This is a genomic window from Burkholderia sp. Bp9090 (assembly GCF_003857985.1).
In the GTDB taxonomy this organism is placed as follows: domain Bacteria; phylum Pseudomonadota; class Gammaproteobacteria; order Burkholderiales; family Burkholderiaceae; genus Burkholderia.
This window is the reverse complement of the sequence record NZ_QTPV01000007.1, coordinates 22,463-44,608: the sequence shown is the minus strand read 5'-3', so window position 1 is coordinate 44,608 and position 22,146 is coordinate 22,463. Positions and strand designations below refer to the sequence as shown.

Below are 22,146 nucleotides of genomic sequence, written 5' to 3'. Positions count from 1 at the left end.
AATTTTTCATATCGATATAACCAAACTAGGATTAGGCCATCGCAACCTGCTTGATCACGGTGCCCCATGTCCACTGCTCCGACTCCCCATCTTGCCCACGCCGCGCCGTCGCTGCGCGGCCAGTTGAACGGCGTGCTGTTCGTCGCGCTGTTCGCCGCCGCCGTCACCAGTCTGTCGCAACTGCCGGCAGTCGCCGTGCTCGGCCTGTCGCCGCTGATCGTCGGCATCGTCGCCGGTGCGCTGTACGGCAACGCGCTGCGCGACGGCATGCCCGCGAGCTGGGCGGCCGGCGTCAACTTTTCCGCGCGCAAGCTGCTGCGCATCGCGGTCGCGTTCTTTGGCCTGCGCGTGAGCCTGCAGGAAATCGCGCAGGTCGGCCTGCCGGGCCTGACGGTGTCGGTGCTGATCGTCGTCAGCACGCTCGCGATCGGCACCTGGGTCGGCATGAAGGTAATGAAGCTCGATCGCGACGCGGCGCTCCTGACCGCCGCCGGCAGTGCGATCTGCGGCGCGGCCGCCGTGCTCGCGTTCGAGTCGACGCTGCAGTCGAAGCCGCACCAGAGCGCGATGGCCGTGGGCAGCGTGGTGCTGTTCGGCACGCTGTCGATGTTCCTGTACCCGTTCGCGTATCACGCCGGCCTGCTCAACCTCGACCCGACCGGCCTCGGCCTGTTCTTCGGCGGCACGATCCACGAGGTCGCGCAGGTGGTCGGCGCGGCGAGCGACATCAGTCCGGAGGTCACGCACGTCGCGACCATCGTGAAGATGACCCGCGTGATGCTTCTGGTGCCGGTGCTGCTCACGCTCGGCTGGTGGCTCGCCCGCTCCGCGCGCTCGGCCGATGCGACCGCTGAAGGCGCGCAAGGCAAGCGCAAGGTGGCGGTGCCGTGGTTCGCGCTCGGCTTCCTCGGCTTCGTGATCGTCAATTCGCTGAACGTGCTGCCCGCCGACGTCACGCACACGCTGAACCTGCTCGACACCTTCGCGCTGACGATGGCGATGACCGCGCTCGGCATCGAGACCCGCGTGTCGCAGATCCGCGAGGCCGGCCCGCGCGCCTTGACCACCGGCCTGATCCTGTACGTGTGGCTGATCGCCGGCGGCTACGCGATCACCTGGGCGGTACAGCACTGGCTTGGCTGAGCCGCGCAGCCACGCCGCGACACGCGCCGCGCCCGACGGGAAGATCCCGCGGGCGCGGCGCAGTGCTATGCTTCGCGTCGTTTTCCTTCGTCCTCTTCATCACCCTCTTTCAGCCGTGCTCTCGTTCCTGCTGAAGCTGCGCACTCGCGCCCAGACGCTGTTCCGCCTGTCGGACGCCCATACGATGCTGATCTGGTCGGCCGTCGTCGGCGTCGGCGGCGCCTTCGCCACCATGGCGTTCCGCGAAGGCATCGACCTGATGCAGCGCCTGATCTCGGGGCACAGCGGCAGCTTCGTGGAGATGGCGAAAAGCCTGCCTTGGTACGTGCGCTTCTGGATGCCGGCCGCGGGCGGCTTCCTCGCCGGCTGCGTGCTGTTGCTCGCGACGCGCGGCGACCGAAAATCCGGCAACATCGACTACATGGAAGCCGTCGCGCTCGGCGACGGCGTCGTGCCGGTGCGGCAGAGCCTGTGGCGCAGCGTGTCGTCGCTGCTGACGATCGGCAGCGGCGGCTCGATCGGCCGCGAAGGCCCGATGGTGCAGCTCGCGGCGCTCGCGGCGTCGCTGGTCGGCCGCTTCGTGCACTTCGACCCGCCGCGCCTGCGCCTGCTCGTCGCGTGCGGCGCCGCGGCCGGTATCACGTCCGCGTACAACGCGCCGATCGCCGGCGCGTTCTTCGTCTCCGAGATCGTGCTCGGCACGATCGCGATGGAGAGCTTCGGGCCGATGGTCGTCGCGTCCGTCGTCGCGAACATCGTGATGCGGGAATTCGCCGGCTACCGGCCACCGTACGAGATGCCGGTGTTCCCGGCCGTGACGGGCGCCGAAGTGCTGCTGTTCGTCGTGCTCGGCGCGCTGTGCGGCGTGCTCGCGCCGCAGTTCCTGCACCTGCTCGATGCGTCCAAGAACCAGTTCAAGCGGCTGCCCGTGCCGCTGCCGGTGCGGCTCGCGCTCGGCGGCCTCGTGGTCGGCGTGATCTCGGTGTGGATTCCGGACGTGTGGGGCAACGGCTACAGCGTCGTGAACCACATCCTGCATGCGCCGTGGACCTGGCAGGCGCTCGTCGCGGTGCTGGTGTTCAAGGTGATCGCGACCGCCGCGACCGCAGGCTCCGGCGCGGTCGGCGGCGTGTTTACGCCGACGCTGTTCGTCGGCGCCGTGTTCGGTTCGCTGTTCGGGCTCGCGATGCACGCGCTGTGGCCCGGCCACACGTCCGCGTACTTCGCGTATGCGATGGTCGGGATGGGCGCGTTCCTGGCCGGCGCCACGCAGGCGCCGCTGATGGCGATCCTGATGATCTTCGAGATGACGCTGAGCTACCAGGTCGTGCTGCCGCTGCTGGTGTCGTGCGTGTTCGCGTATTTCGTCGCGCGCGCGACCGGCACGACGTCGATGTACGAGATCACGCTGCACCATCACCAGGACGCACAGGAACGGCTGCGGCTGCGCACCACCCAGATGCGCGAGCTGATCCAGCCCGCGCAGACGATCGTGCCGCTCACCGCGAGCGTCGCCGACATGACGCGCGTGTTTCTCGAATATCCGGTGAAGTATCTGTACGTGACCGACGACGCCGGGCGCTTCCGCGGCGCGGTCGCGCTGAAGGACATCACGTCCGACCTGCTCGACAAGCGCGACACGACCGACAAGACGGCCGCCCACTACACGCATACGCCGTTTCCGCTGCTCACGCCCGACATGCCGCTCGCGACCGCGCTCGAACGCTTCATGGCGTTCCAGGGCGAACGGCTGCCGGTGATCGAAAGCGAAGCCGAGCCGACGCTCGCGGGCGTCGTCTACAAGACGTCACTGCTCGACGCGTACCGGCGGATGACCGGCGAGCGGTGACGGCGCCGGTGCGCGACGCCCGATGTGGCGTCATGGCCTTGTCGGTCGCCGCACCGGCGCACCACCCGTAGGCCGCGCCCGCTTCTCCGTCCGCCCGCCCGGCCGTTCAGTCCGGCGCGCGCCCCAGCACGACCCGTGCGAAGAACCCTGCGAGCACCGATTCGGCCACGTCGGCCGACACGTGCTGCGGGTCGGCCGTGTAGTACGACTGCACGCCGTCGCACAGGCACATCAATCCGAACGCGAGCGTCTCGGCCGGCAGCAGCAGCGGCGTGCCCGCGCGCTCGGCGAAGCGCTGGATGAATTCGGCCATTTGCAGCCGCTTGCCGTGCAGGAACTGGTTGAAGCGCACGCGGAACTTCGCGTCGCGCGCCGCCTGCAGCTTCGCCTCTCCCCACAGCAGCGAATATTCATCGTCGCGAAACAGCGTCCGGTAGTACGCGAGCGCCATCGACTCCATCTGCTCGCGCGAGCCGCCAATCTCGAAGATCGCCTCGAAATCGGCCCGCACCGAATCGTGGTCGCGCTCGAGCAATTCGAGCAGCAGTTCCGACTTGCTGCGGAAGTTCGAGTAGAACGCGCCGCGCGTGTAGCCGGCCGCCGCGGCGATGTCCTCGACGCTCGCCGCGACAAAGCCTTTCTTCATAAAAATGCGGTGCGCAGCAGTCAGCAGACGTTCGCGCGTCTGGTCCCTGCTCTGCTCGCGAGTTAAGCGCTGAGGTTTCATGGCGCGCAGTCTAGCACCAACTTCCTTTCAGATTCATTTTTGCATTCAGATACAGCACTGTATTAGAATCCACCGCAGTTTCCGAACGACCTCGTTCGGCTGTGTTCGTGTGCGCCGGCCTGGCGCCACTCGGGGCAAGCGCCCACCGCGCTTGCCGGCCTCGTTCCGCTCTCACCTCATCTGGGGGTTTCGTGAATCGCTCCGGTTCCCGCGCCGTGCTGCTGGTCGGCACCGCGCTCGTCCTCGCCGCCTGTCATCCGAAGGAAGCCGCGCCGCCCGCGCCGCGCCCGGTCGTCGCGCTGCCCGCACGCGCCGACGGCGCCGCGGCCGCCGCCACGCTGCCCGGCGAGATCCAGCCACGTTATGCGACGCCGCTGTCGTTCCGCATCGCGGGCAAGATCATCGAGCGCAAGGTGCGGCTCGGCGATACCGTCAAGGCCGGCCAGGTCGTCGCGCTGCTCGATCCGTCCGACGTCGAGAAGAACGCCGCGAGCGCGCAGGCGCAATTCGATGCCGCGTCGCATAGCCTCGCGTTCGCGAAGCAGCAGCGCGATCGCGATCGCGCGCAGGCGCGCGAGAACCTGATCGCAACGGCGCAGCTGGAGCAGACCGAGAACAGCTACACGTCCGCGCTCGCGCAGCGCGACCAGGCGCAGCAGCAGCTCGCGCTTGCGAAGAACCAGCTCCGCTACGCGACGCTCGTCGCCGATCACGCCGGCACCATCACCGCCGAGCAGGCCGACACCGGCCAGAACGTATCGGCCGGCCAGGCCGTCTACCAGCTCGCGTGGTCGGGCGACGTCGACGTCGTCAGCGACGTGCCCGAGGCCGCGCTCGCATCGCTCGCGCCCGGTCACGCGGCGAGCGTCACGCTGCCGTCGCTGCCGGGCCGCCGGTTCGCCGCGAAGGTGCGCGAAATCGCGCCGGCCGCCGATCCCCAGAGCCGCACCTGGCGTGTGAAGCTCACGCTCGCCGCGCCCGATCCGGCCGTGCGCCTCGGGATGACCGCGAATGTCGCGTTCGACGGCGCGCCGGTTGCCGGCAACGCGCCGAGCATCACGCTGCCCGCGACCGCGCTGTTCCACGACGGCCCGCATCCGGCCCTGTGGGTCGTGCGCGCGAAGGACGACACGCTCGAGCTGCGCCGCGTCGACGTCGCGCGCTTCAACGAACGCACCGTCACCGTGTCGAGCGGGCTGCAGCCGGGCGAGCGCGTCGTGCTGCAAGGCGTGCACACGGTCAGCGCGGGCGAGAAGGTGCGGCCGGTCGCCCCGCTGCACGCGGAGGACTTCGCGTCATGAGCAGCCCCCGCGAAGAAGGCCGCTTCAACCTGTCGGCATGGGCGCTGCGCCACCAGGCGCTGGTCGTCTACCTGATCGCGCTCGCGACGCTCGCTGGCATCCTCGCGTACACGCGGCTCGCGCAATCCGAAGACCCGCCGTTCACGTTCCGCGTGATGGTGATCCGCACGTTCTGGCCCGGCGCGAGCGCGCGTCAGGTGCAGGAACAGGTGACCGACCGGATCGGCCGCAAGCTGCAGGAAACGCCGGCCATCGACTTCCTGCGCAGCTATTCGCGGCCAGGCGAATCGCTGATCTTCTTCACGATGAAGGACTCGGCGCCCGTGCAGGACGTGCCCGAGACCTGGTACCAGATCCGCAAGAAGGTCGGCGACATCGGCCATACGCTGCCGCCCGGCGTGCAGGGCCCGTTCTTCAACGACGAGTTCGGCGACGTCTACACCAACATCTGGACGCTCGAAGGCGACGGCTTCACGCCCGCGCAGCTCCACGACTATGCGGACCAGCTGCGCACCGTGCTGCTGCGCGTGCCCGGCGTCGGCAAGGTCGACTATTTCGGCGATCCCGACCAGCGGATTTTCATCGAGGTGAACAATGCGCAGCTCACGCGCCTCGGCATCTCGCCGCAGCAACTCGGGCAGGCGATCAACGCGCAGAACGACATCTCGTCGGCCGGCGTGCTGACGACCGCCGACGACCGCGTATTCGTGCGGCCGAGCGGCCAGTTCGACAACGTCGCCACGATCGCCGACACGCTGATCCGCATCAACGGCCGCACGTTCCGGCTCGGCGATCTCGCCACCGTGAAGCGCGGCTACGACGATCCGGCCGTCACGCAGATGCGTGCGAACGGTCACGCCGTGCTCGGCATCGGCGTGACGATGCAGCCGGGCGGCGACGTGATCCGGCTCGGCAAGGCGCTCGACGCCGAATCGAAGGATCTGCAGGTGCGGCTGCCGGCCGGCCTCAAGCTGACGCTGGTGTCGAGCATGCCGCATGCGGTCGCGCATTCCGTCGACGACTTCCTCGAAGCCGTCGCCGAAGCGGTCGCGATCGTGCTGGTCGTGAGCCTCGTGTCGCTCGGCCTGCGCACCGGAATGGTCGTCGTGATCTCGATTCCGGTCGTGCTCGCCGTCACGGCCCTGTTCATGTACCTGTTCGACATCGGGCTGCACAAGGTGTCGCTCGGCACGCTCGTGCTCGCGCTCGGGCTGCTCGTCGACGACGCGATCATCGCGGTCGAGATGATGGCCGTGAAGCTCGAGCAGGGCTACAGCCGCGCGCGCGCCGCCGCATTCGCGTACACGAGCACCGCGTTCCCGATGCTGACGGGCACGCTCGTCACCGTGTCGGGCTTCCTGCCGATCGCGCTCGCGAAATCGAGTACCGGCGAGTACACGCGCTCGATCTTCGAGGTGTCGGCGATCGCGCTGATCGCATCGTGGTTCGCGGCCGTCGTGCTGATCCCGCTGCTGGGCTTCCACCTGCTGCCCGAACGCAAGAAGCACGCGCACGAAGCGCACCTGCCGGACGATCACGAGCACGACATCTACGACACGCGCTTCTACACGCGCTTGCGCGGCTGGATCGACTGGTGCATCGAGCGGCGCTTCGTCGTGCTGCTGATCACCGGCGCCCTGTTCGTGGTCGCGCTGGCGGGCTTCTCGCTCGTGCCGCAGCAATTCTTCCCGAGCTCCGATCGCCCCGAGCTGCTGATCGACCTGCGGCTGCCCGAAGGCGCGTCGTTCGCGGCGACGCTGCGCGAGACCGAACGCCTCGAGAAGGTGCTCGACAAGCGGCCCGAAATCGACCATTCGGTGAATTTCGTCGGCAGCGGCGCGCCGCGCTTCTACCTGCCGCTCGACCAGCAGCTGCAGTTGCCGAACTTCGCGCAGTTCGTCGTCACCGCGAAATCGGTCGAGGATCGCGAGAAGCTCGCGGCCTGGCTCGAGACCACGCTGCGCGACCGCTTCCCGGCCGTGCGCTGGCGCCTGTCGCGGCTCGAGAACGGGCCGCCCGTCGGCTACCCCGTGCAGTTCCGCGTGAGCGGCGACGACATCGCGACGGTGCGCGCGATCGCCGAGAAGGTCGCGGCGACGATGCGCGGCGACGCGCGCACGGTGAACGTGCAGTTCGACTGGGACGAGCCGGCCGAGCGCTCGGTGCGCTTCGAGCTCGACCAGAAGAAGGCGCGCGAGCTGAACGTCACGTCGCAGGACGTGTCGAGCTTCCTCGCGATGACGCTGTCCGGCACGACCGTCACGCAATACCGCGAACGCGACAAGCTGATCGCGGTCGACCTGCGTGCGCCGCGCGCCGATCGCGTCGATCCCGCTCAGCTCGCGGGCCTCGCGATGCCGACGCCGAACGGCCCCGTGCCGCTCGGTTCGCTCGGCCGCTTCACGCCGACGCTCGAATACGGCGTCGTGTGGGAACGCGACCGCCAGCCGACCATCACCGTGCAGTCCGATGTACGCGCCGGCGCACAGGGCATCGACGTCACGCATGCGATCGACGGCAAGTTGAATGCGTTGCGCGCGCAACTGCCGGTCGGCTACCAGATCAACATCGGCGGGTCGGTCGAGGAAAGTGCGAAGGCGCAGACGTCGATCAACGCGCAGATGCCGCTGATGGCGATCGCCGTGTTCACGCTGCTGATGATCCAGCTGCAGAGTTTCTCGCGCGTGCTGATGGTCGTGCTGACCGCCCCGCTCGGCCTGATCGGCGTGGTCGGCACGCTGCTGCTGTTCGGCCAGCCGTTCGGCTTCGTCGCGATGCTCGGCGTGATCGCGATGTTCGGGATCATCATGCGCAACTCGGTGATTCTCGTCGACCAGATCGAGCAGGACATCGCGGCCGGCCACGGACGCTTCGACGCGATCGTCGGCGCGACCGTGCGGCGCTTCCGCCCGATCACGCTGACGGCCGCGGCCGCCGTGCTCGCGCTGATCCCGCTGTTGCGCTCGAACTTCTTCGGGCCGATGGCGACTGCGCTGATGGGCGGCATCACGAGCGCGACCGTGCTGACGCTGTTCTACCTGCCCGCGCTGTACGCCGCGTGGTTCCGCGTGAAGCGCGACGAACGCGACCCGCGCGACGCGCCGCCGCACGACGGCGGCACGCCTGCCGCGCCGTCGGGAGCCTGACCATGGAACTGTCGATGAACCTGAAAACGAAGGCCGCGCGGGTGCTCGCGGCCGCGAGCCTCGCCGGCCCGCTCGCCGGCTGCGCGTGGTTCGCGCCGAGCGGCGAGCCGCCCGCGATGCCGTCGCCCGCGCATTACGGCGCTGCGCCGCAAGTGCCGCAAACCGTCGCCGCGCAAGGCGTCGCGCAGCAGTTCGACGTCGGCGCGCAGCCCGTGCCCGACTGGTGGACGCAGTACCGCTCGGATGCGCTGAACGCACTCGTCGACGAAGGGCTGCGCAACAGCCCGACGCTCAGCGCCGCCGCGCACTCGCTGGATGCCGCGCGCGAGCAGTTGCGCGGGCAGATCGGCAGCTCGATGCTGCCGTCGATCGACGCCGGCGGCCAGGCCACGCGTCAGCGTGCGCTCGGCGTGCCGATCCCCGCGCTCGGCGCGCCGACGTTGCTGTACGACACGTTCGTCGGGCAACTGCAGGCGAGCTATACGGTCGACCTGTTCGGCGTATCGCGCTTCGCGAACCGTGCACTCGCGAAACGCGTCGACGTCAGCGCGTTCCAGCTCGAATCGGCACGCCGGGCACTCGCCGCGAACATCGTCACCGCGTCGATCACGGTGTCGGTGCTCAACGCGCAGATCGCCACCACCGAACGGCTCGTCGCGCTCGCGAACGACCAGGCGCACGACGCGCGACGCCGCCACGCGCTCGGCTCGGCATCGCGCAGCGACGCACTGAACGCGCAGCAAAGCGCGGACACCTTCGCCGCGAGCCTGCCCGCGCTGCGCCAGCAGCGCGACTCGGCGCGCCATGCGCTGGCCGTGCTGGTCGGCCGTACGCCCGACCGGCCGCCCGCCGATCTCACGCTCGCCGACCTTCACCTGCCCGCGCAAGTACCGGTGGTCGTGCCGTCGGACCTGCTGCAAAGCCGCCCCGACATCCAGGCCGCCGACGCGGGGCTGAAGGCGGCCGCCGCCGAAGTCGGCCTCGCGACCGCGCAGCTGTTCCCGCAGCTGTCGCTGTCGGCCGCGATGGGCAAAGGCGGTTTCAGCTGGCCGGCGATGCTGTCGGGCGCCGGTTCGATCTGGAACGTCGGTGCGTCGCTGAGCCAGCCGCTGTTCCACGGCGGCGCGCTACTCGCGCAGCGCCGTGCGGCGAAGGCGACCTACGAGGCGGCGGTCGACCAGTACAAACAGACCGTGCTCGCCGCCTTCCAGAACGTCGCGGATTCGCTCGCCGCGCTCGAGCACGATGCTGAGGCGCTCGATGCGTCGTCGCGGGCCGCGCTGTCCGCGCGCGGCGCGTACGACGACGCGGCCGCCCGCGTGCGGCTCGGCGCGCTGCCGCCGTCGGCCGCGCGAGCAAGCGAGCTGCAGTACCGCAACGCGCGGCTCGACGAGATCCGCGCGACCGGCGCACGCTTCGCGGATACCGCGCGGCTCTATCAGGCGATGGGCACGCCGCCGGTCGACCCGGCCGGCAAAGCCGGCAAGGCTGAAAAAGCCGAAAAGGCTGGAAAGGCCGACCCGGCCGGCGACATCGGCAACGCGGCTCGAATCGCCCCCACCGCCCAGGCGCGCGCGGTCACGCCCGACGCGCCGCCGCCACCGCAATGACCGCAATAGCGCGCCGTTTGCGTCGGGCGCGCGGGACCACCCCCGCGCGCCGATCCGCGATCTTCCGCTTGACCCTCACGTAGCGTAACGTTCGAGACTCCAGTGTGCGCACCGAACGGAGGACATCATGCGGCTGAAAGTGGGAGAACTGGCGAAACGCAGCGGCCTGACCGTCCGCACGCTTCATCACTATCACGCGATCGGCCTCCTGACGCCTTCGGCGCGTGCCGACAACGGCTACCGGCTGTACGACCGCGACGACATCGCCCGGCTCCACCAGATCCAGGCCCTGCGTCGCTTCGGACTGTCGCTCGCCGAAATCGGCGACTACCTGAACCGGCCCGGCACGCCGCTCGTCGCGCTCGTCGCGAGGCAGATCGCGTCTCTCGACCACCAGCTCGCGCAGACCGCGCAGCTGCGCGAGCGGCTCGTGCACCTGCACGCGCAGCTCGCCGCGGGCACGGAGCCGGAGCTGGCCGACTGGCTCACCACACTGGAGTTGATGACCGTGTACGACAAATACTTTTCCGAGGAAGAACTCGCGCGCCTGCCGATGTATCGCAAGAGCCAGGCCGGCGACGCGGAATGGACGGCGCTCGTCGCCGACGTGCGTGCGCTGCACGACGCGGGCGTGCCGCCCGAGGACGAGCGCGCACGCGCGCTAGCCGGCCGCTGGATGGCGCTGCTCGTGCGCGACACGAACAACGATCCGCGGCTGCTGGCGAAGCTCAACCTGATGCACGAGCGCGAACCGTCGATGCAGTCGAAACTCGGCATCTCGACCGTGCTGCGCGACTATGTGCTGCGCGCGTCAGCGGAAACGAAGATGCGGATCTTCGAGAAGTATCTCGCGCCGGACGAGATCCGCTTCATGCGGGCGCACTTCGGTGAACGCTCGATGGAATGGCCGCAACTGATGGGCGACGTGCGCGACGCGATCGATGCGGGCGCGCAGCCCGATTCGCCGGAAGGCCGCGCGCTCGCGCAGCGCTGGCTCGACCTGTTCCGCAGCTACGCGGGCAACGACCCGGCCACGCACGCGAAATTCCGCAACGCGATGATGACCGAGCCGGCGCTGACGAAGGACTCATGGGTCGACGACACGCTGCTCGGCTTCATGCGCGAGGCGATGGCGCAGCTTGCGCCGGCGCGTTGAGGGTCCAACGCCCCGGCAGCCCGAGCGGTGCGTGGCCGTTGCGCGCCGCCCGGACACGTCGTCAGGCGAACCGGCTCGTCTCCGGCCGCGCGTCGAAAACGCCGCGCGATCACGTCTCACCGGCAGCGCCGAGCCGCGTGCTTCCTTACCACTTGCAGCCCGTATCGCGAACCGCATCCAGCGCGAGCATCGGGAGTGCGAGCAAGCCGGCACCCGAGTAGGCGCGCCGGCAGTCGGCGCGCCGTGCGTCCGCCACCCCGCTTGCCAGCGTCTCGTCGACCGAATGGCGACGCGCGGCCGGGAGGCCGGCCGCTGCGCCCAGCGCACCGACCGTGGCTGCCGCAGGGCTACGCCCCGTCGCACGACGCGTGCCGATCGTCGCCAGATCACGCCCCCAGTCGACCTCGGGGGTCGGCGCACGCACCGGGCTGCTTTCAGCCGAATCCGGCGCGCCGCCGGTCGTTGCCTGCGCGGGCGCGGCCGCAAGCGAACGTGTCGCCCGGCGCGGCGTCGCCGCTGCGCCGGAACGGCTTTTCGGTTCGCGCGTCTCTCGCATGGCTGCTGTCGGACCGGTGCGCCGGTCGACCTCGGTTGCGGGCGCAGGTTCGGGCGTCACGGGAATCAACCGGACGCTCAATGCAATCCGGCCCGACGACGCATCGACCCGGGTCGCAACCGGCCCGCGCGCCGCGGGCATCCGCTGCAGCGCATACCAACCGATCGCATGCAGCAACACGGCGATCACGCCTGCAACTGCCACGATGCCCGGCCGACGCCGCCGCGCCGCGTCGACGACCGGCGGTTGCGGCACGTCAATCCGGCTCGCCGCCGCCGTCATCGATGAACGCGAGCAGGTCGCCCGGCTGACAGTCGAGATACCGGCAGATCGCCTCCAGCGTCGCGAAGCGGATGCCCTTGACCTTGCCATGCTTGAGCAGCGACAGGTTCGGTTCGGTGATCCCGACGGCCGCCGCGAGATCCTTCGAGCGGACCTTGCGGGTCGCGAGCATCACATCGAGTTTGACCACGATCGACATCGCGCGCCTCAGACGAACTGCCGGTGTTCGGCATCGAGCTCGCTCGCCTGCCGCAGGATGTGCGCGATCACCGCGATACAGGCCGCCGTGAACAGCACGACGACGTACGGCAGGCTGAAGCCGATGCTGACGACGCGATGGCCGACCGGTTCGCAAAACGTCGCCCACACGCTCAGCAGCGGTTCGCACAGCAGGCTCAACAGCACCCACAGACCGATCGCGCGCCCCGTCTTGCCGAGATGGCCGGCCGCCTGCGCCGAGAAATAGTCGCGCCGAGCGTAGGTCCGGAACAGCTCGCGCAAGTGGCGCAGGCCGCCCGCGAGCGCAACGAGCGGGACGCTCGACAGCAGGATGCCGACGGCCTTCTGCCACCACGGGAACGCGCCGACATCGACGCCCAGGTTCGTGACCACCGAATCGGTGAGGCCGAATACGAGGCCGGGCCCGGTGGCCGCGCTCAACGACGGGAACGCCCAGCACGCGGCGTTGAGCACCAGCATGCCGACGATGAACCACAGCGTGACGGTAGCCATGCGCTGACTGATACGGGCAATGCGATCGGAATGCATGCGACCTCCTCGATACGGTGTGAACACGCATCGATTGTAAGCCAGATGATTATCGTAAAACGATAATTATTTTGTGCAGAACAGTCATTTTTTATCGTAAATCATGACAGCCGACTGCCAGCTCGCCCGACCGGCCGGGCAATCGGCGATCGTCGTGCAGGCCCGATCGCGCGCCCGCGCTTCGTCACGTCGCGAGGGAACACGGGCTGGGCGTTCGGGTCCGCATTCGGCACCGGCGCCGCGCCGCCGTCCATCAGCTTGCCGCTTGATGCGCCGGTCGACGGCAGCGAGCACAACGCGCCCGCTTACCGGTCGCGCACCCCGAGCCCGAGCGCCTTCATCCGCCGGTACAGCGTGCGCTCGCTCATCCCGACGTGCTCGGCCAGTTGCTTGCGCGTACCGTCGAACGTGCCCGCAAGCCGCACGAGCTCCGCATCCGACACGCCGCGCGCGTCCGCCGCACGCGCCGGTGGCGTCGCCGACGCCGCGACCAGCTCGGCCGGCAAATGCTCGACGCGAATCGTGCCGTCGTCCGCGAACAGGCACGCGCGCTCGAGCACGTTGCGCAGTTCGCGGATGTTGCCCGGCCATGCATACGCGTCGAGGCACGCGCGCGCGCGCTCGGTCAGCACGAACGGCCGGGCCGCGAACGGCCGCGCGCTCGCGTCGCCCGCGCCGGCGCGCGCGTTCGCGATGCGCCGCAGGATCGACTCGGCCAGCAGCGCGACGTCGCCACGCCGCTCGCGCAGCGCGGGCAGCGGAATCGGGAACGCGTTGATCCGGTAGTACAGGTCCTGACGGAACCGGCCGTCGTCGATCATCTCGCGCAGCGGCTTGTGGGTCGCCGCGACGAGCCGGAAATCCGCGCGCAGCGCCTCGACGCCGCCGACGCGCCGGAACGTCCCCGACTCGATCAGCCGCAGCAGCTTCACCTGCATCGGCAGCGGCACGTCGCCGATCTCGTCGAGAAACAGCGTGCCGCCCTGCGCGGTCTCGACGAGGCCCGGCTTGCGCTGGTTCGCGCCGGTAAACGCGCCCTTCTCGTAGCCGAACAGTTCGCTCTCGAACAGCGTCTCGGCGATGCCCGAACAGTCGACCACCACGAACGGCCCCATCGCACGCTCGCTCGCCTCGTGCAGCGCCCGCGCGAACAGTTCCTTGCCGGTACCCGATTCGCCGAGCAGCAGCACGGGCAACATCGACGGCGCGACGCGCTGCAGCGCGCCGAGCGCCGCATTGAACGCGTCGGCGCCGCCGACGAGCCCTTCCGCGCTCGGCTGCGCCGACGCGCTGCGCACCGTCGTCAGCCGCTCGACGTAGGCGATCACGTCGCCGCGCGCATCGAAGATCGGCCGCAACTCCACGTCGACGTGCTCGGGGCCGCGCGGCGTATGGTGAATGTGCAGCACGCGGTTCAGGCTGCGCGACTCGCGCGCCTGCTTCATCGGGCAATGCTCGCCCGCCTGGTCGCACGGCACGTCGTAATGATGCGAAACCTGGAAGCAGTGCCGGCCGACGTGCTCGACGCCCGCCACGCCGAACTGGCGCCGGTACGCATCGTTCGCGGCGAGGATGCGGTAGTCGGGATCGACGACGATCATCGGCTGCGGATCCTGTTCCAGATACGCGACGAGCGCGCGCACGTCGGGCATGACGTCGCGCGACGGCGCGGGAACGATCGGAATGGTGTCGTGCGGATTCATCGGGAGGCTCGGAAACGGATGAGGGGATGGACTGCCAGGCGGACTGCCAATTCTGCCACGACACTGCCAGATATGGCAGTCGACGTCGACGGCACCCCGTCGCCGGTGCCTGCGACCCACCGCGGCCACGCCAAAAATCCAAGCCGAATCAATTACCTGCCACATCATCCGGCAGCGCGGCGCGAATTGGCATGCTTCTTGAACATGGGATGTCCGATTGCAGACGCAGAACCCGATCGAGGACATCCCGTGAGCCATGCCCCCCTGCTGTCGGTCGAAGGCTTTTTCGACCCGGTGACCCACACCGTCAGCTATCTGCTGCTCGACACCGAAAGCCGCGCATGCGCGCTGATCGACAGCGTGCTCGACTACGACCCGAAATCCGGCCGCACGCACACCGCCAGCGCCGACCGGCTGATCGCGCGCGTCGCCGAACTCGGCGCGACCGTCCACTGGCTGCTGGAAACGCACGTGCATGCCGACCATCTGTCGGCCGCGCCGTACCTGAAGGCGCATGTCGGCGGACAGATCGCGATCGGCGCCCACGTGCGCCGCGTGCAGCACGTATTCGGCACGCTGTTCAACGCCGGCCCCGGCTTCGCGCAGGACGGTCGCCAGTTCGACCGCCTGCTCGACGACGGCGACACGCTCGCGCTCGGCGCGCTGACGATCCGCGCGCTGCACACGCCGGGCCATACGCCGGCGTGCCTGACCTACTGCGTCGACGACGCGACGCAGCGCGCGGCGTTCGTCGGCGACACGCTGTTCATGCCCGACTACGGCACCGCCCGCTGCGACTTCCCGGGCGGCGACGCGCGCACGCTGTACCGTTCGATCGCGCGCGTGCTCGCCCTGCCGCCCGACACGCGCCTGTATCTGTGCCACGACTACCAGCCGGGCGGCCGCGACGTGCAGTTCGTGACGACGGTGGCCGAGCAGCGTCGCGCGAACGTGCACGTGAAGGACGGCGTGACCGAGGACGATTTCGTCGCCATGCGCACCGCGCGCGACGCGACGCTCGACATGCCCGTGCTGATGCTGCCGTCGGTGCAGGTCAACATGCGCGCCGGCCACCTGCCCGAGCCCGAAAACAATGGCGTGCGCTACCTGAAGATCCCGCTCGACGCGATCTGAGCCGCCGCCCCGACCGGAGAACCCCCGACATGACCATCCGCCCGCTGACCGACCTGCTGTCGGTCTCGCCCCAGATCGCCGCGACCGACCTGCCCGCCCTGCACGCGGCCGGCATCCGCACGATCGTCTGCAACCGCCCGGACGGCGAAGGCGCCGACCAGCCGACCGTCGCCGAGATCCGCGCCGCCGCCGCGCCGCTCGGCATCGCCGTGCACTACCTGCCCGTCGACACCGGCAAGGTCACCGACGACCAGGCCGTGCAGTTCGGCACGCTCGTCGCGTCGCTCGCCGGCCCGGTACTCGCGTACTGCCGCAGCGGCACGCGTTCGGCGACGCTGTGGGCGCTGTCGCAGGCAGGCCGGCGCCCGGCCGGCGACATCGTCGCGACCGCCGCCACGGCCGGCTACGACCTCGGCGCGCTCGCCCCGCGTCTCACGCGAGATCTCGCGCAAGACGGCCGCCAGGCCGCGCCGGCCGTCGACGCGCGGCACGACATCGTGATCGTCGGCGCGGGTGCGGCCGGCGTCGCGGTCGCGTCGAGCCTGCTGGCACGCGACGCATCGCTCGATATCGCGGTGATCGACCCGGCCGATACGCACTACTACCAGCCGGGCTGGACGATGGTCGGCGCGGGCGTGTTCCGGCCCGACACGACCGCGCGCCCGATCGTCGACCTGCTGCCGCGCGGCGTGAAATGGATCCGGGCCGCCGTCGCCGGCCTCGAGCCCGACACGCACACGGTGGTGCTCGACGGCTGCCGGCGCATCGGCTACCTCAAGCTGGTCGTGTGCCCGGGCCTCAAGCTCGACTGGCACGCGATCGACGGCCTCGCTCAAACGCTCGGCCGCAACGGCGTCACGTCGAACTATCGCTACGATCTCGCGCCGTACACGTGGGAACTGGTGCAGGCGTTCCGCGGCGGCAATGCGCTGTTCACGCAGCCGCCGATGCCGATCAAGTGCGCGGGCGCCCCGCAAAAGGCGATGTACCTGTCGTGCGATCACTGGCGGCGCGCGGGCCGCCTCGATGCCGCGAACGTCGAGTTCCTGAACGCGGGCGGCGCGCTGTTCGGGGTCGCCGATTACGTGCCCGCGCTGATGGAGTACGTGAAACGCTACGACATCGCGCTGTCGTTCGGCCACAACCTCGTCGCGATCGACGGGCCGGCGCGGCGCGCGACGTTCAAGCGCGCGCTGCCCGACGGCGGCACGGAAACCGTCGAGCGCCCGTTCGACATGATCCACGTCGTGCCGCCGCAGAAGGCGCCCGATTTCGTGCGCGCGAGCCCGCTCGCCGACGCGGCCGGCTGGATCGACGTCGATCCGGCGACGCTGCGGCACAAGCAGTTCGCGGACATCTTCGCGCTCGGCGACGTCACCAACACGACCAATGCGAAAACCGCCGCCGCGGCCCGCAAGCAGGCGCCCGTGGTCGCGCACAACGTGCTCGCGTCGCTGGGCCGCGCCCGCGGCGACGCCGCGTACGACGGCTACGGCTCGTGCCCGCTCACCGTCGAGCGCGGCAAGATCGTGCTCGCGGAATTCCTGTACGGCGGCAAGGTCGCGCCGACCTTCCCCGCGTGGCTGATCGACGGCCGGCGCCCGTCGCGGCTCGCGTGGCTGCTCAAGGAGCGCGTGCTGCCGCCGCTCTACTGGAAGGCGATGCTCAAGGGCCGCGAATGGCTCGCGAAGCCCGCGATCGCACGTTGACCGGAATCCGATGACACCATGCTGATTTCCCTCGTACTCGGCAGTCTCGTCGGCGCCGTGCTCGGCCTCACCGGCGCGGGCGGCGGCATTCTCGCGGTGCCCGCGCTCGTCGTCGGGATGGGCTGGCCGATGCAGCAGGCCACGCCCGTCGCGCTCGTCGCGGTCGCGGGCAGCGCCGCGCTCGGCGCGCTCGAAGGGTTTCGCCGCGGGCTCGTGCGCTATCGCGCGGCGCTGCTGATGGCCGTCGCCGGCGTGCCGCTGACGACGCTCGGCGTGAAGCTCGCGCACGTGCTGCCGCAACGCGTGCTGCTGGCGCTGTTCGCGCTGACGATGCTGGTCGTCGCGGGCCGGCTGCTGCGGCAGGCGCTGCGTCATGCGTCCGGCGACGCGGACGCGTCGCCGCTGTGCGTCGGCCGCGTGAATCCCGACACGGGCCGGCTCGTCTGGTCGTGGCCGGTCGGGCTCGCGCTCGCGTCGACCGGCGCGGTGACGGGGCTGATGACGGGCTTGCTCGGTGTCGGCGGCGGTTTCGTGATCGTGCCGATGCTGCGCAAGTTCACGAACGTGTCGATGCACGGCGTGGTCGCGACGTCGCTGATGGTGATCGCACTGGTCGGCACCGGCGGCGTGTTCGCGACGCTCGTGTCGGGCACGCGCGCGCCGCTCGACATGACGCTGTGGTTCACGGTCGCGACGGCAATCGGGATGGCGATCGGCCGCAGCGCGTCCCGGCACCTGTCCGCGCGGCACGTGCAGGCCGGCTTCGCTGCGGTGCTCGTGTGCGTGGCGCTCGGGTTGCTCGCGAAGGCGGCGTTCGGCGCGTAAGCCGCACGCGGCTCGCATGCCAAACAAAACGCCCGGGCCGACTCGTCGTCGGCACCGGGCGTTATTCGTTGCGTCGGCAACCTGTGCGCGAGCGCGTCAGGCGGCGAACGCGGCCATCCGCTTGCGTTCCTGGCGCAGCATCACGAAGTTCGCGATCACGACGCCCGCCGTCACCGCGACGATGAACAGCGTCGCGAGCGCATTCATCTCCGGGTTCAGGCCGAGACGCACGCGCGAGAACACGACGAGCGGCAGCGTCGTCGAGCCGGGGCCCGACAGGAACGCCGACAGCACGAGGTCGTCGATCGACAGCGTGAACGACAGCAGCCAGCCCGCGATCAGCGCCTGCGAGATCAGCGGCAGCGTGATCGTGAAGAACACCTTCAGCGGCGTCGCGCCGAGATCGAGCGCCGCTTCCTCGAGCGACGGGTTCAGTTCGCGCACGCGCGACTGCACGATGATCGCGACGTACGAGATGCACAGCATCACGTGGCCCAGCCAGATCGTGAACACGCCGCGCTCGGCCGGCCAGCCGATCCACTTCGCGAGCTCGATGAACAGCAGCAGCAGCGAGATCCCCTGGATCACCTCGGGGATCACCAGCGGCGCGTTGATCATTCCGCTGAACAGCGCAAAGCCGCGAAAGCGCCCCATCCGCGCGAGCACGAAGCCGGCCCACGTGCCGATGAACACGGACGCGAACGCGGTCAGCACGCCGATCTTCAGCGACAGCCACGCGGCCGTCAGCAGCTCGTCGTCCTCCGCGAGCGCCGAGTACCAGCGGAACGAGAAGCCCGACCACACGGTGACGAGCTTCGACTCGTTGAACGAATAGACGATCAGGCTGATGATCGGGATGTACAGGAACGCGAAGCCGGCGAACAGCGCCGCGAACTGCAGGTAACGATTCGGCTTCATCGACGGCGGCCCTCCTGCTCCTTCGCCTGGAAGTGCTGGAACATCGCCATCGGCACGAGCAGCAGCAGCACCATCGCGCAGGTCACGGCCGACGCCATCGGCCAGTCTGCGTTGTTGAAGAACTCGTTCCACATCACGCGGCCGATCATCAGCGTGTTCGCGCCGCCGAGCAGTTCCGGAATCACGTACTCACCGACCGCCGGAATGAACACCAGCAGGCAGCCCGCGATGATCCCGTTCTTCGACAGCGGCAGCGTGATCTGCACGAACGCCTTCCACGGCTTCGCGCCGAGATCGTACGCGGCTTCGAGCAGGCGCAGGTCCATCTTCACGAGATGCGCGTACAGCGGCATCACGAGGAACGGCAGGTACGAATACACCATCCCGATGTACACCGCGTAGTTCGTGCGGTACAACTCGATCGGCGTATGGGTCAGGCCGATCCACATCAGGAAGTTGTTCAGGAGCCCGTTGTTCTTCAGGATCCCGATCCACGCGTACACGCGGATCAGGAACGACGTCCAGAACGGCAGCATCACACCCATCATCAGCAGGTTGCGGGTCGCCGGGTTCGAACGCGCGATGTAGTACGCCATCGGATAACCGATCAGCAGGCACAGCAGCGTCGTGATCGCCGCGACCACCACCGAATTCACGTAGGTCGCGAAATACAGGCTGTCGGTGAGCAGGAACGCGTAGTGCGACAGGTTCAGCGCGATGTGCACCACGCCGTCCGCATACGACGCGAGTTCCGTATACGGCGGGATGCCGAGCTGCAGCTCCGCGAAGCTGATCTTCACGACCAGCACGAACGGCACCAGGAAGAACAGCACGAGCCACGTGTACGGCCCCGCGACGACCGCCGAGCCGCCGGTCAGGTTGAAGCGTCGCACGGGCCATGCGAGCAGGGACTTGAGCGTGCTCATGACGTCAGCACCACGCCGGCGGTCGCGCTCCAGCGCACGTAGATCTCGTCGCCGAGCGCCGGCGTGTCGAGCTCGGAGATCGCGAGGCTCGACACGTTCGCGATCACCGTCTTGCCCGCATCGAGCTTCACGTGATACAGCGAGTAGCCGCCCATGTACGCGACGTTGGTGATCTTGCCGTGCGCCCAGTTGAACGCGCCTTCGGGCGGCTTGCGCGTGAGCGCGATCCGCTCGGGGCGCACCGACACCGTGACCGGCATCCCGAGCGGGCCCGTGATCCCGTGGCTCACGTACAGCCGGCTCGGCAGCTCCGGCGATTCGATGTACACGTAATCGGGTTCGTCCTCGACGGTGACGCCTTCGAACAGGTTGGTCGAGCCGATGAACTCGGCCGAGAAGCGGCTGTTCGGATATTCGTAGACTTCGTTCGGCGAGCCGATCTGCACGATCTGCCCTTCGCTCATCACGGCGAGCCGGTTCGCCATCGTCATCGCCTCTTCCTGGTCGTGCGTGACCATGATGCAGGTGACGCCGACCTTGTTCAGGATGTTGACGAGCTCGATCTGCGTGCGCTGGCGGATCTGCTTGTCGAGCGCCGACATCGGCTCGTCGAGCAGCAGAACCTTCGGGCGCTTGACGAGCGAACGCGCGAGCGCGACGCGCTGCTGCTGGCCGCCCGACAGCTGGTGCGGCTTGCGCTTCGCGTACTTGCTCATCTGCACGAGCTCGAGCGCCGCGGCGACGCGCTCCTTCAGCTCCGCCTTCGGCGTGCCTTCCTGCTTCAAGCCGTAGGCGACGTTCGATTCGACCGACATGTGCGGGAACAGCGCATACGACTGGAACATCATGTTCACGGGCCGCTTGTACGGCGGCATCTGTGCGAGGTCCTCGCCGTCGATCAGGATCTTGCCCGACGTGACCGTCTCGAGGCCCGCCAGCATGCGCAGCAGCGTCGACTTGCCGGAACCCGAGCTGCCGAGCAGCGCGAACAGCTCACCCTGGCGCACCGTCAGGTTCACGTTGCGCACCACTTCGGTGTCGCCGAATTTCTTGACGACGTCGACGATCTGGACAAAATTCTCGGCGCGCGTATCGGCGCCGGACGAAGGAACGAAGGACGGTGCGCCCGCGACCGGCGCACCCGACTGGCTATTCATGATGTGCTGCTTCTCTCCTGCGTTTGACGAACAAAGCCCCCGGGGACACCAGGGGCTTCATGACTGCTGGCTGACTCCGGCTCGCTTCAGCGGCCCGATTTCAGCTCGGTCCACAGACGCGTCTGCAGACGCTGGATTTCAGGCGGCAGCGGCTTGAGCAGGAACAGCGTCTTCACGACGTCGGCCGGCGGATAGACGGCCGGATCGTTCGCGACGTCGGGCCGCACGTACTTGCGCGACTCGGCGTTCGCGCTCGGGTAGTACACGGCGTTCGTGATCGCCGCGTGCACCTTCGGATCCTCGATGTAGTTGATCCACTGCAGCGCGGCGTCCTTGTTCTTCGCGTCCTTCGGGATCGCCATCACGTCGAACCAGACCGGCGCGCCGCCCTTCGGAATGTAGTACTCGACCTTGTACGGCTTCTTCGCCTCGATCGCGCGATGCTTCGCGATCACGACGTCGCCCGACCAGCCGAATGCGAAGCAGATGTCGCCGCCGACCAGATCGTTGATGTAGCCCGACGAGTTGAACTGCGTGATGTACGGGCGGATCTTCTTCAGCACCTCCATCGCGGCCTTGTAGTCGGCCGGGTTCGTGCTCATCGGATCCTTGCCGATGTAGTGCAGCGCCGCCGCGAACATCTGGTCCGGCGCGTCGAGCACCGACACGCCGCAGGTCTTCAGCTTCGAGATGTTTTCCGGCTTGAACAGGATGTCCCAGTTGTCGAGCGGGACCTTGCCGAGCGCCTGCTGCGCCTTCGTCAGGTTGTATGCGAGACCGGTCGTGCCGTACGCCCAGGGCACCGAATACTTGTTGCCCGGGTCCGCGCCGGCGACGAGCGCCATCAGTTGCGGATCGAGGTACTTGAGGTTCGGCAGCTTCGACTTGTCGAGCGGCGTGAAGATGCCGGCGGCGATCTGCTTGCCCGCGTAGTTGCTGGTCGGCACGACGATGTCGTAGCCCGAGCTGCCCGTCAGCAGCTTCGCCTGCAGCGTGTCGTCGCTGTCGTAATTGTCGTAGCGGACCTTGATGCCCGCCTGCTTCTCGAAGTTCGGGATCGTGTCCTTCGCAATGTAGTCCGACCAGTTATAGACATTGAGCTGCGTATCCTTCGCCGCCGCCGCCGATGCACCCACGCACAGCGCGAGCGCTGCGAACCGGCCCACTACGTTTGCTTTCATCCCGTTCTCCCTCCGGCCGGACCGCTTGTCCGGCTGCCGTCTGCCTCGTCATGGC

Annotated in this window: 18 protein-coding genes; 9 read left to right on the top strand and 9 right to left on the bottom strand. The window is 68.8% G+C overall.

The window, feature by feature from the left end:
- Window positions 1–66: 66 nt before the first annotated feature.
- Window positions 67–1,143, top strand: coding sequence for a YeiH family protein (locus DIE16_RS09270; protein ID WP_124892160.1), 1,077 nt, complete (start codon window positions 67–69; stop codon window positions 1,141–1,143).
- A 115-nt stretch (window positions 1,144–1,258) separates the two neighbouring features.
- Entirely contained in the window at window positions 1,259–2,992 is a 1,734-nt protein-coding gene (locus DIE16_RS09260) for a ClcB-like voltage-gated chloride channel protein (protein WP_221621948.1), read from the top strand.
- A gap of 106 nt (window positions 2,993–3,098) precedes the next feature.
- Here DIE16_RS09260 and DIE16_RS09255 read toward each other — a convergent pair whose 3' ends face one another.
- On the bottom strand, window positions 3,099–3,719 hold the full coding sequence (locus DIE16_RS09255; protein ID WP_124485436.1) for a TetR/AcrR family transcriptional regulator: 621 nt from the start codon (window positions 3,717–3,719) through the stop codon (window positions 3,099–3,101).
- Between the two features lie 191 nt (window positions 3,720–3,910).
- Here DIE16_RS09255 and DIE16_RS09250 point away from each other — a divergent pair, with 191 nt between their 5' ends.
- From DIE16_RS09250 to DIE16_RS09235, 4 genes are all read left to right on the top strand, one after another.
- Window positions 3,911–5,020 (top strand): efflux RND transporter periplasmic adaptor subunit, encoded by a 1,110-nt coding sequence (locus tag DIE16_RS09250; protein ID WP_124892159.1) that lies wholly within the window; start codon window positions 3,911–3,913, stop codon window positions 5,018–5,020.
- Entirely contained in the window at window positions 5,017–8,166 is a 3,150-nt protein-coding gene (locus DIE16_RS09245) for an efflux RND transporter permease subunit (protein WP_124892158.1), read from the top strand. The genes DIE16_RS09250 and DIE16_RS09245 overlap by 4 nt, the downstream gene beginning before the upstream one ends.
- Window positions 8,167–8,168: 2 nt before the next feature.
- On the top strand, window positions 8,169–9,776 hold the full coding sequence (locus DIE16_RS09240; RefSeq protein ID WP_124892157.1) for an efflux transporter outer membrane subunit: 1,608 nt from the start codon (window positions 8,169–8,171) through the stop codon (window positions 9,774–9,776).
- A gap of 127 nt (window positions 9,777–9,903) precedes the next feature.
- The gene (locus DIE16_RS09235) at window positions 9,904–10,932 is read left to right on the top strand and encodes a MerR family transcriptional regulator (RefSeq protein WP_124485432.1); all 1,029 of its coding nucleotides are present in this window, start codon (window positions 9,904–9,906) and stop codon (window positions 10,930–10,932) included.
- Window positions 10,933–11,077: 145 nt separating this feature from the next.
- On the opposite strand, the gene DIE16_RS09230 is transcribed toward DIE16_RS09235, so the two are convergent.
- The 4 genes from DIE16_RS09230 to DIE16_RS09210 form a co-directional block, all read right to left on the bottom strand.
- The gene (locus tag DIE16_RS09230; RefSeq protein ID WP_124892156.1) at window positions 11,078–11,770 is read right to left on the bottom strand and encodes a hypothetical protein; all 693 of its coding nucleotides are present in this window, start codon (window positions 11,768–11,770) and stop codon (window positions 11,078–11,080) included.
- Window positions 11,745–11,969: a helix-turn-helix transcriptional regulator gene (locus DIE16_RS09225; RefSeq protein WP_124892155.1), complete on the bottom strand. Its 225-nt coding sequence runs from the start codon at window positions 11,967–11,969 to the stop codon at window positions 11,745–11,747. Before DIE16_RS09225 ends, DIE16_RS09230 begins: the two co-directional genes overlap by 26 nt.
- Before the next feature lie 8 nt (window positions 11,970–11,977).
- Entirely contained in the window at window positions 11,978–12,538 is a 561-nt protein-coding gene (locus DIE16_RS09220) for a DUF2975 domain-containing protein (RefSeq protein WP_124892154.1), read from the bottom strand.
- Between the two features lie 305 nt (window positions 12,539–12,843).
- The gene (locus DIE16_RS09210) at window positions 12,844–14,241 is read right to left on the bottom strand and encodes a sigma-54-dependent Fis family transcriptional regulator (protein WP_044848259.1); all 1,398 of its coding nucleotides are present in this window, start codon (window positions 14,239–14,241) and stop codon (window positions 12,844–12,846) included.
- A gap of 204 nt (window positions 14,242–14,445) precedes the next feature.
- On the opposite strand from DIE16_RS09210, the gene DIE16_RS09205 reads away from it, so the two are divergent.
- From DIE16_RS09205 to DIE16_RS09195, 3 genes are read left to right on the top strand one after another with little or no spacing between them, the layout of a single operon-like run.
- On the top strand, window positions 14,446–15,375 hold the full coding sequence (locus DIE16_RS09205; RefSeq protein WP_409364449.1) for an MBL fold metallo-hydrolase: 930 nt from the start codon (window positions 14,446–14,448) through the stop codon (window positions 15,373–15,375).
- A 29-nt stretch (window positions 15,376–15,404) separates the two neighbouring features.
- A complete protein-coding gene (locus tag DIE16_RS09200) occupies window positions 15,405–17,084 on the top strand; it encodes a bifunctional protein tyrosine phosphatase family protein/NAD(P)/FAD-dependent oxidoreductase (RefSeq protein ID WP_124892152.1) in 1,680 nt (559 codons plus the stop codon).
- A gap of 18 nt (window positions 17,085–17,102) precedes the next feature.
- A complete protein-coding gene (locus DIE16_RS09195; RefSeq protein WP_124892151.1) occupies window positions 17,103–17,909 on the top strand; it encodes a sulfite exporter TauE/SafE family protein in 807 nt (268 codons plus the stop codon).
- A 96-nt stretch (window positions 17,910–18,005) separates the two neighbouring features.
- On the opposite strand, the gene DIE16_RS09190 is transcribed toward DIE16_RS09195, so the two are convergent.
- The 4 genes from DIE16_RS09190 to DIE16_RS09175 form a co-directional block, all read right to left on the bottom strand.
- A complete protein-coding gene (locus DIE16_RS09190) occupies window positions 18,006–18,827 on the bottom strand; it encodes an ABC transporter permease subunit (RefSeq protein WP_124485424.1) in 822 nt (273 codons plus the stop codon).
- Window positions 18,824–19,753 carry an ABC transporter permease subunit gene (locus tag DIE16_RS09185; protein ID WP_044848264.1) on the bottom strand — a complete coding sequence of 310 codons (930 nt, stop codon included), beginning with the start codon at window positions 19,751–19,753 and terminating at the stop codon, window positions 18,824–18,826. Before DIE16_RS09185 ends, DIE16_RS09190 begins: the two co-directional genes overlap by 4 nt.
- Entirely contained in the window at window positions 19,750–20,910 is a 1,161-nt protein-coding gene (locus tag DIE16_RS09180) for an ABC transporter ATP-binding protein (RefSeq protein WP_044848265.1), read from the bottom strand. Before DIE16_RS09180 ends, DIE16_RS09185 begins: the two co-directional genes overlap by 4 nt.
- A gap of 86 nt (window positions 20,911–20,996) precedes the next feature.
- Window positions 20,997–22,091, bottom strand: coding sequence for a polyamine ABC transporter substrate-binding protein (locus tag DIE16_RS09175; RefSeq protein ID WP_124485422.1), 1,095 nt, complete (start codon window positions 22,089–22,091; stop codon window positions 20,997–20,999).
- Window positions 22,092–22,146 lie beyond the last annotated feature (55 nt).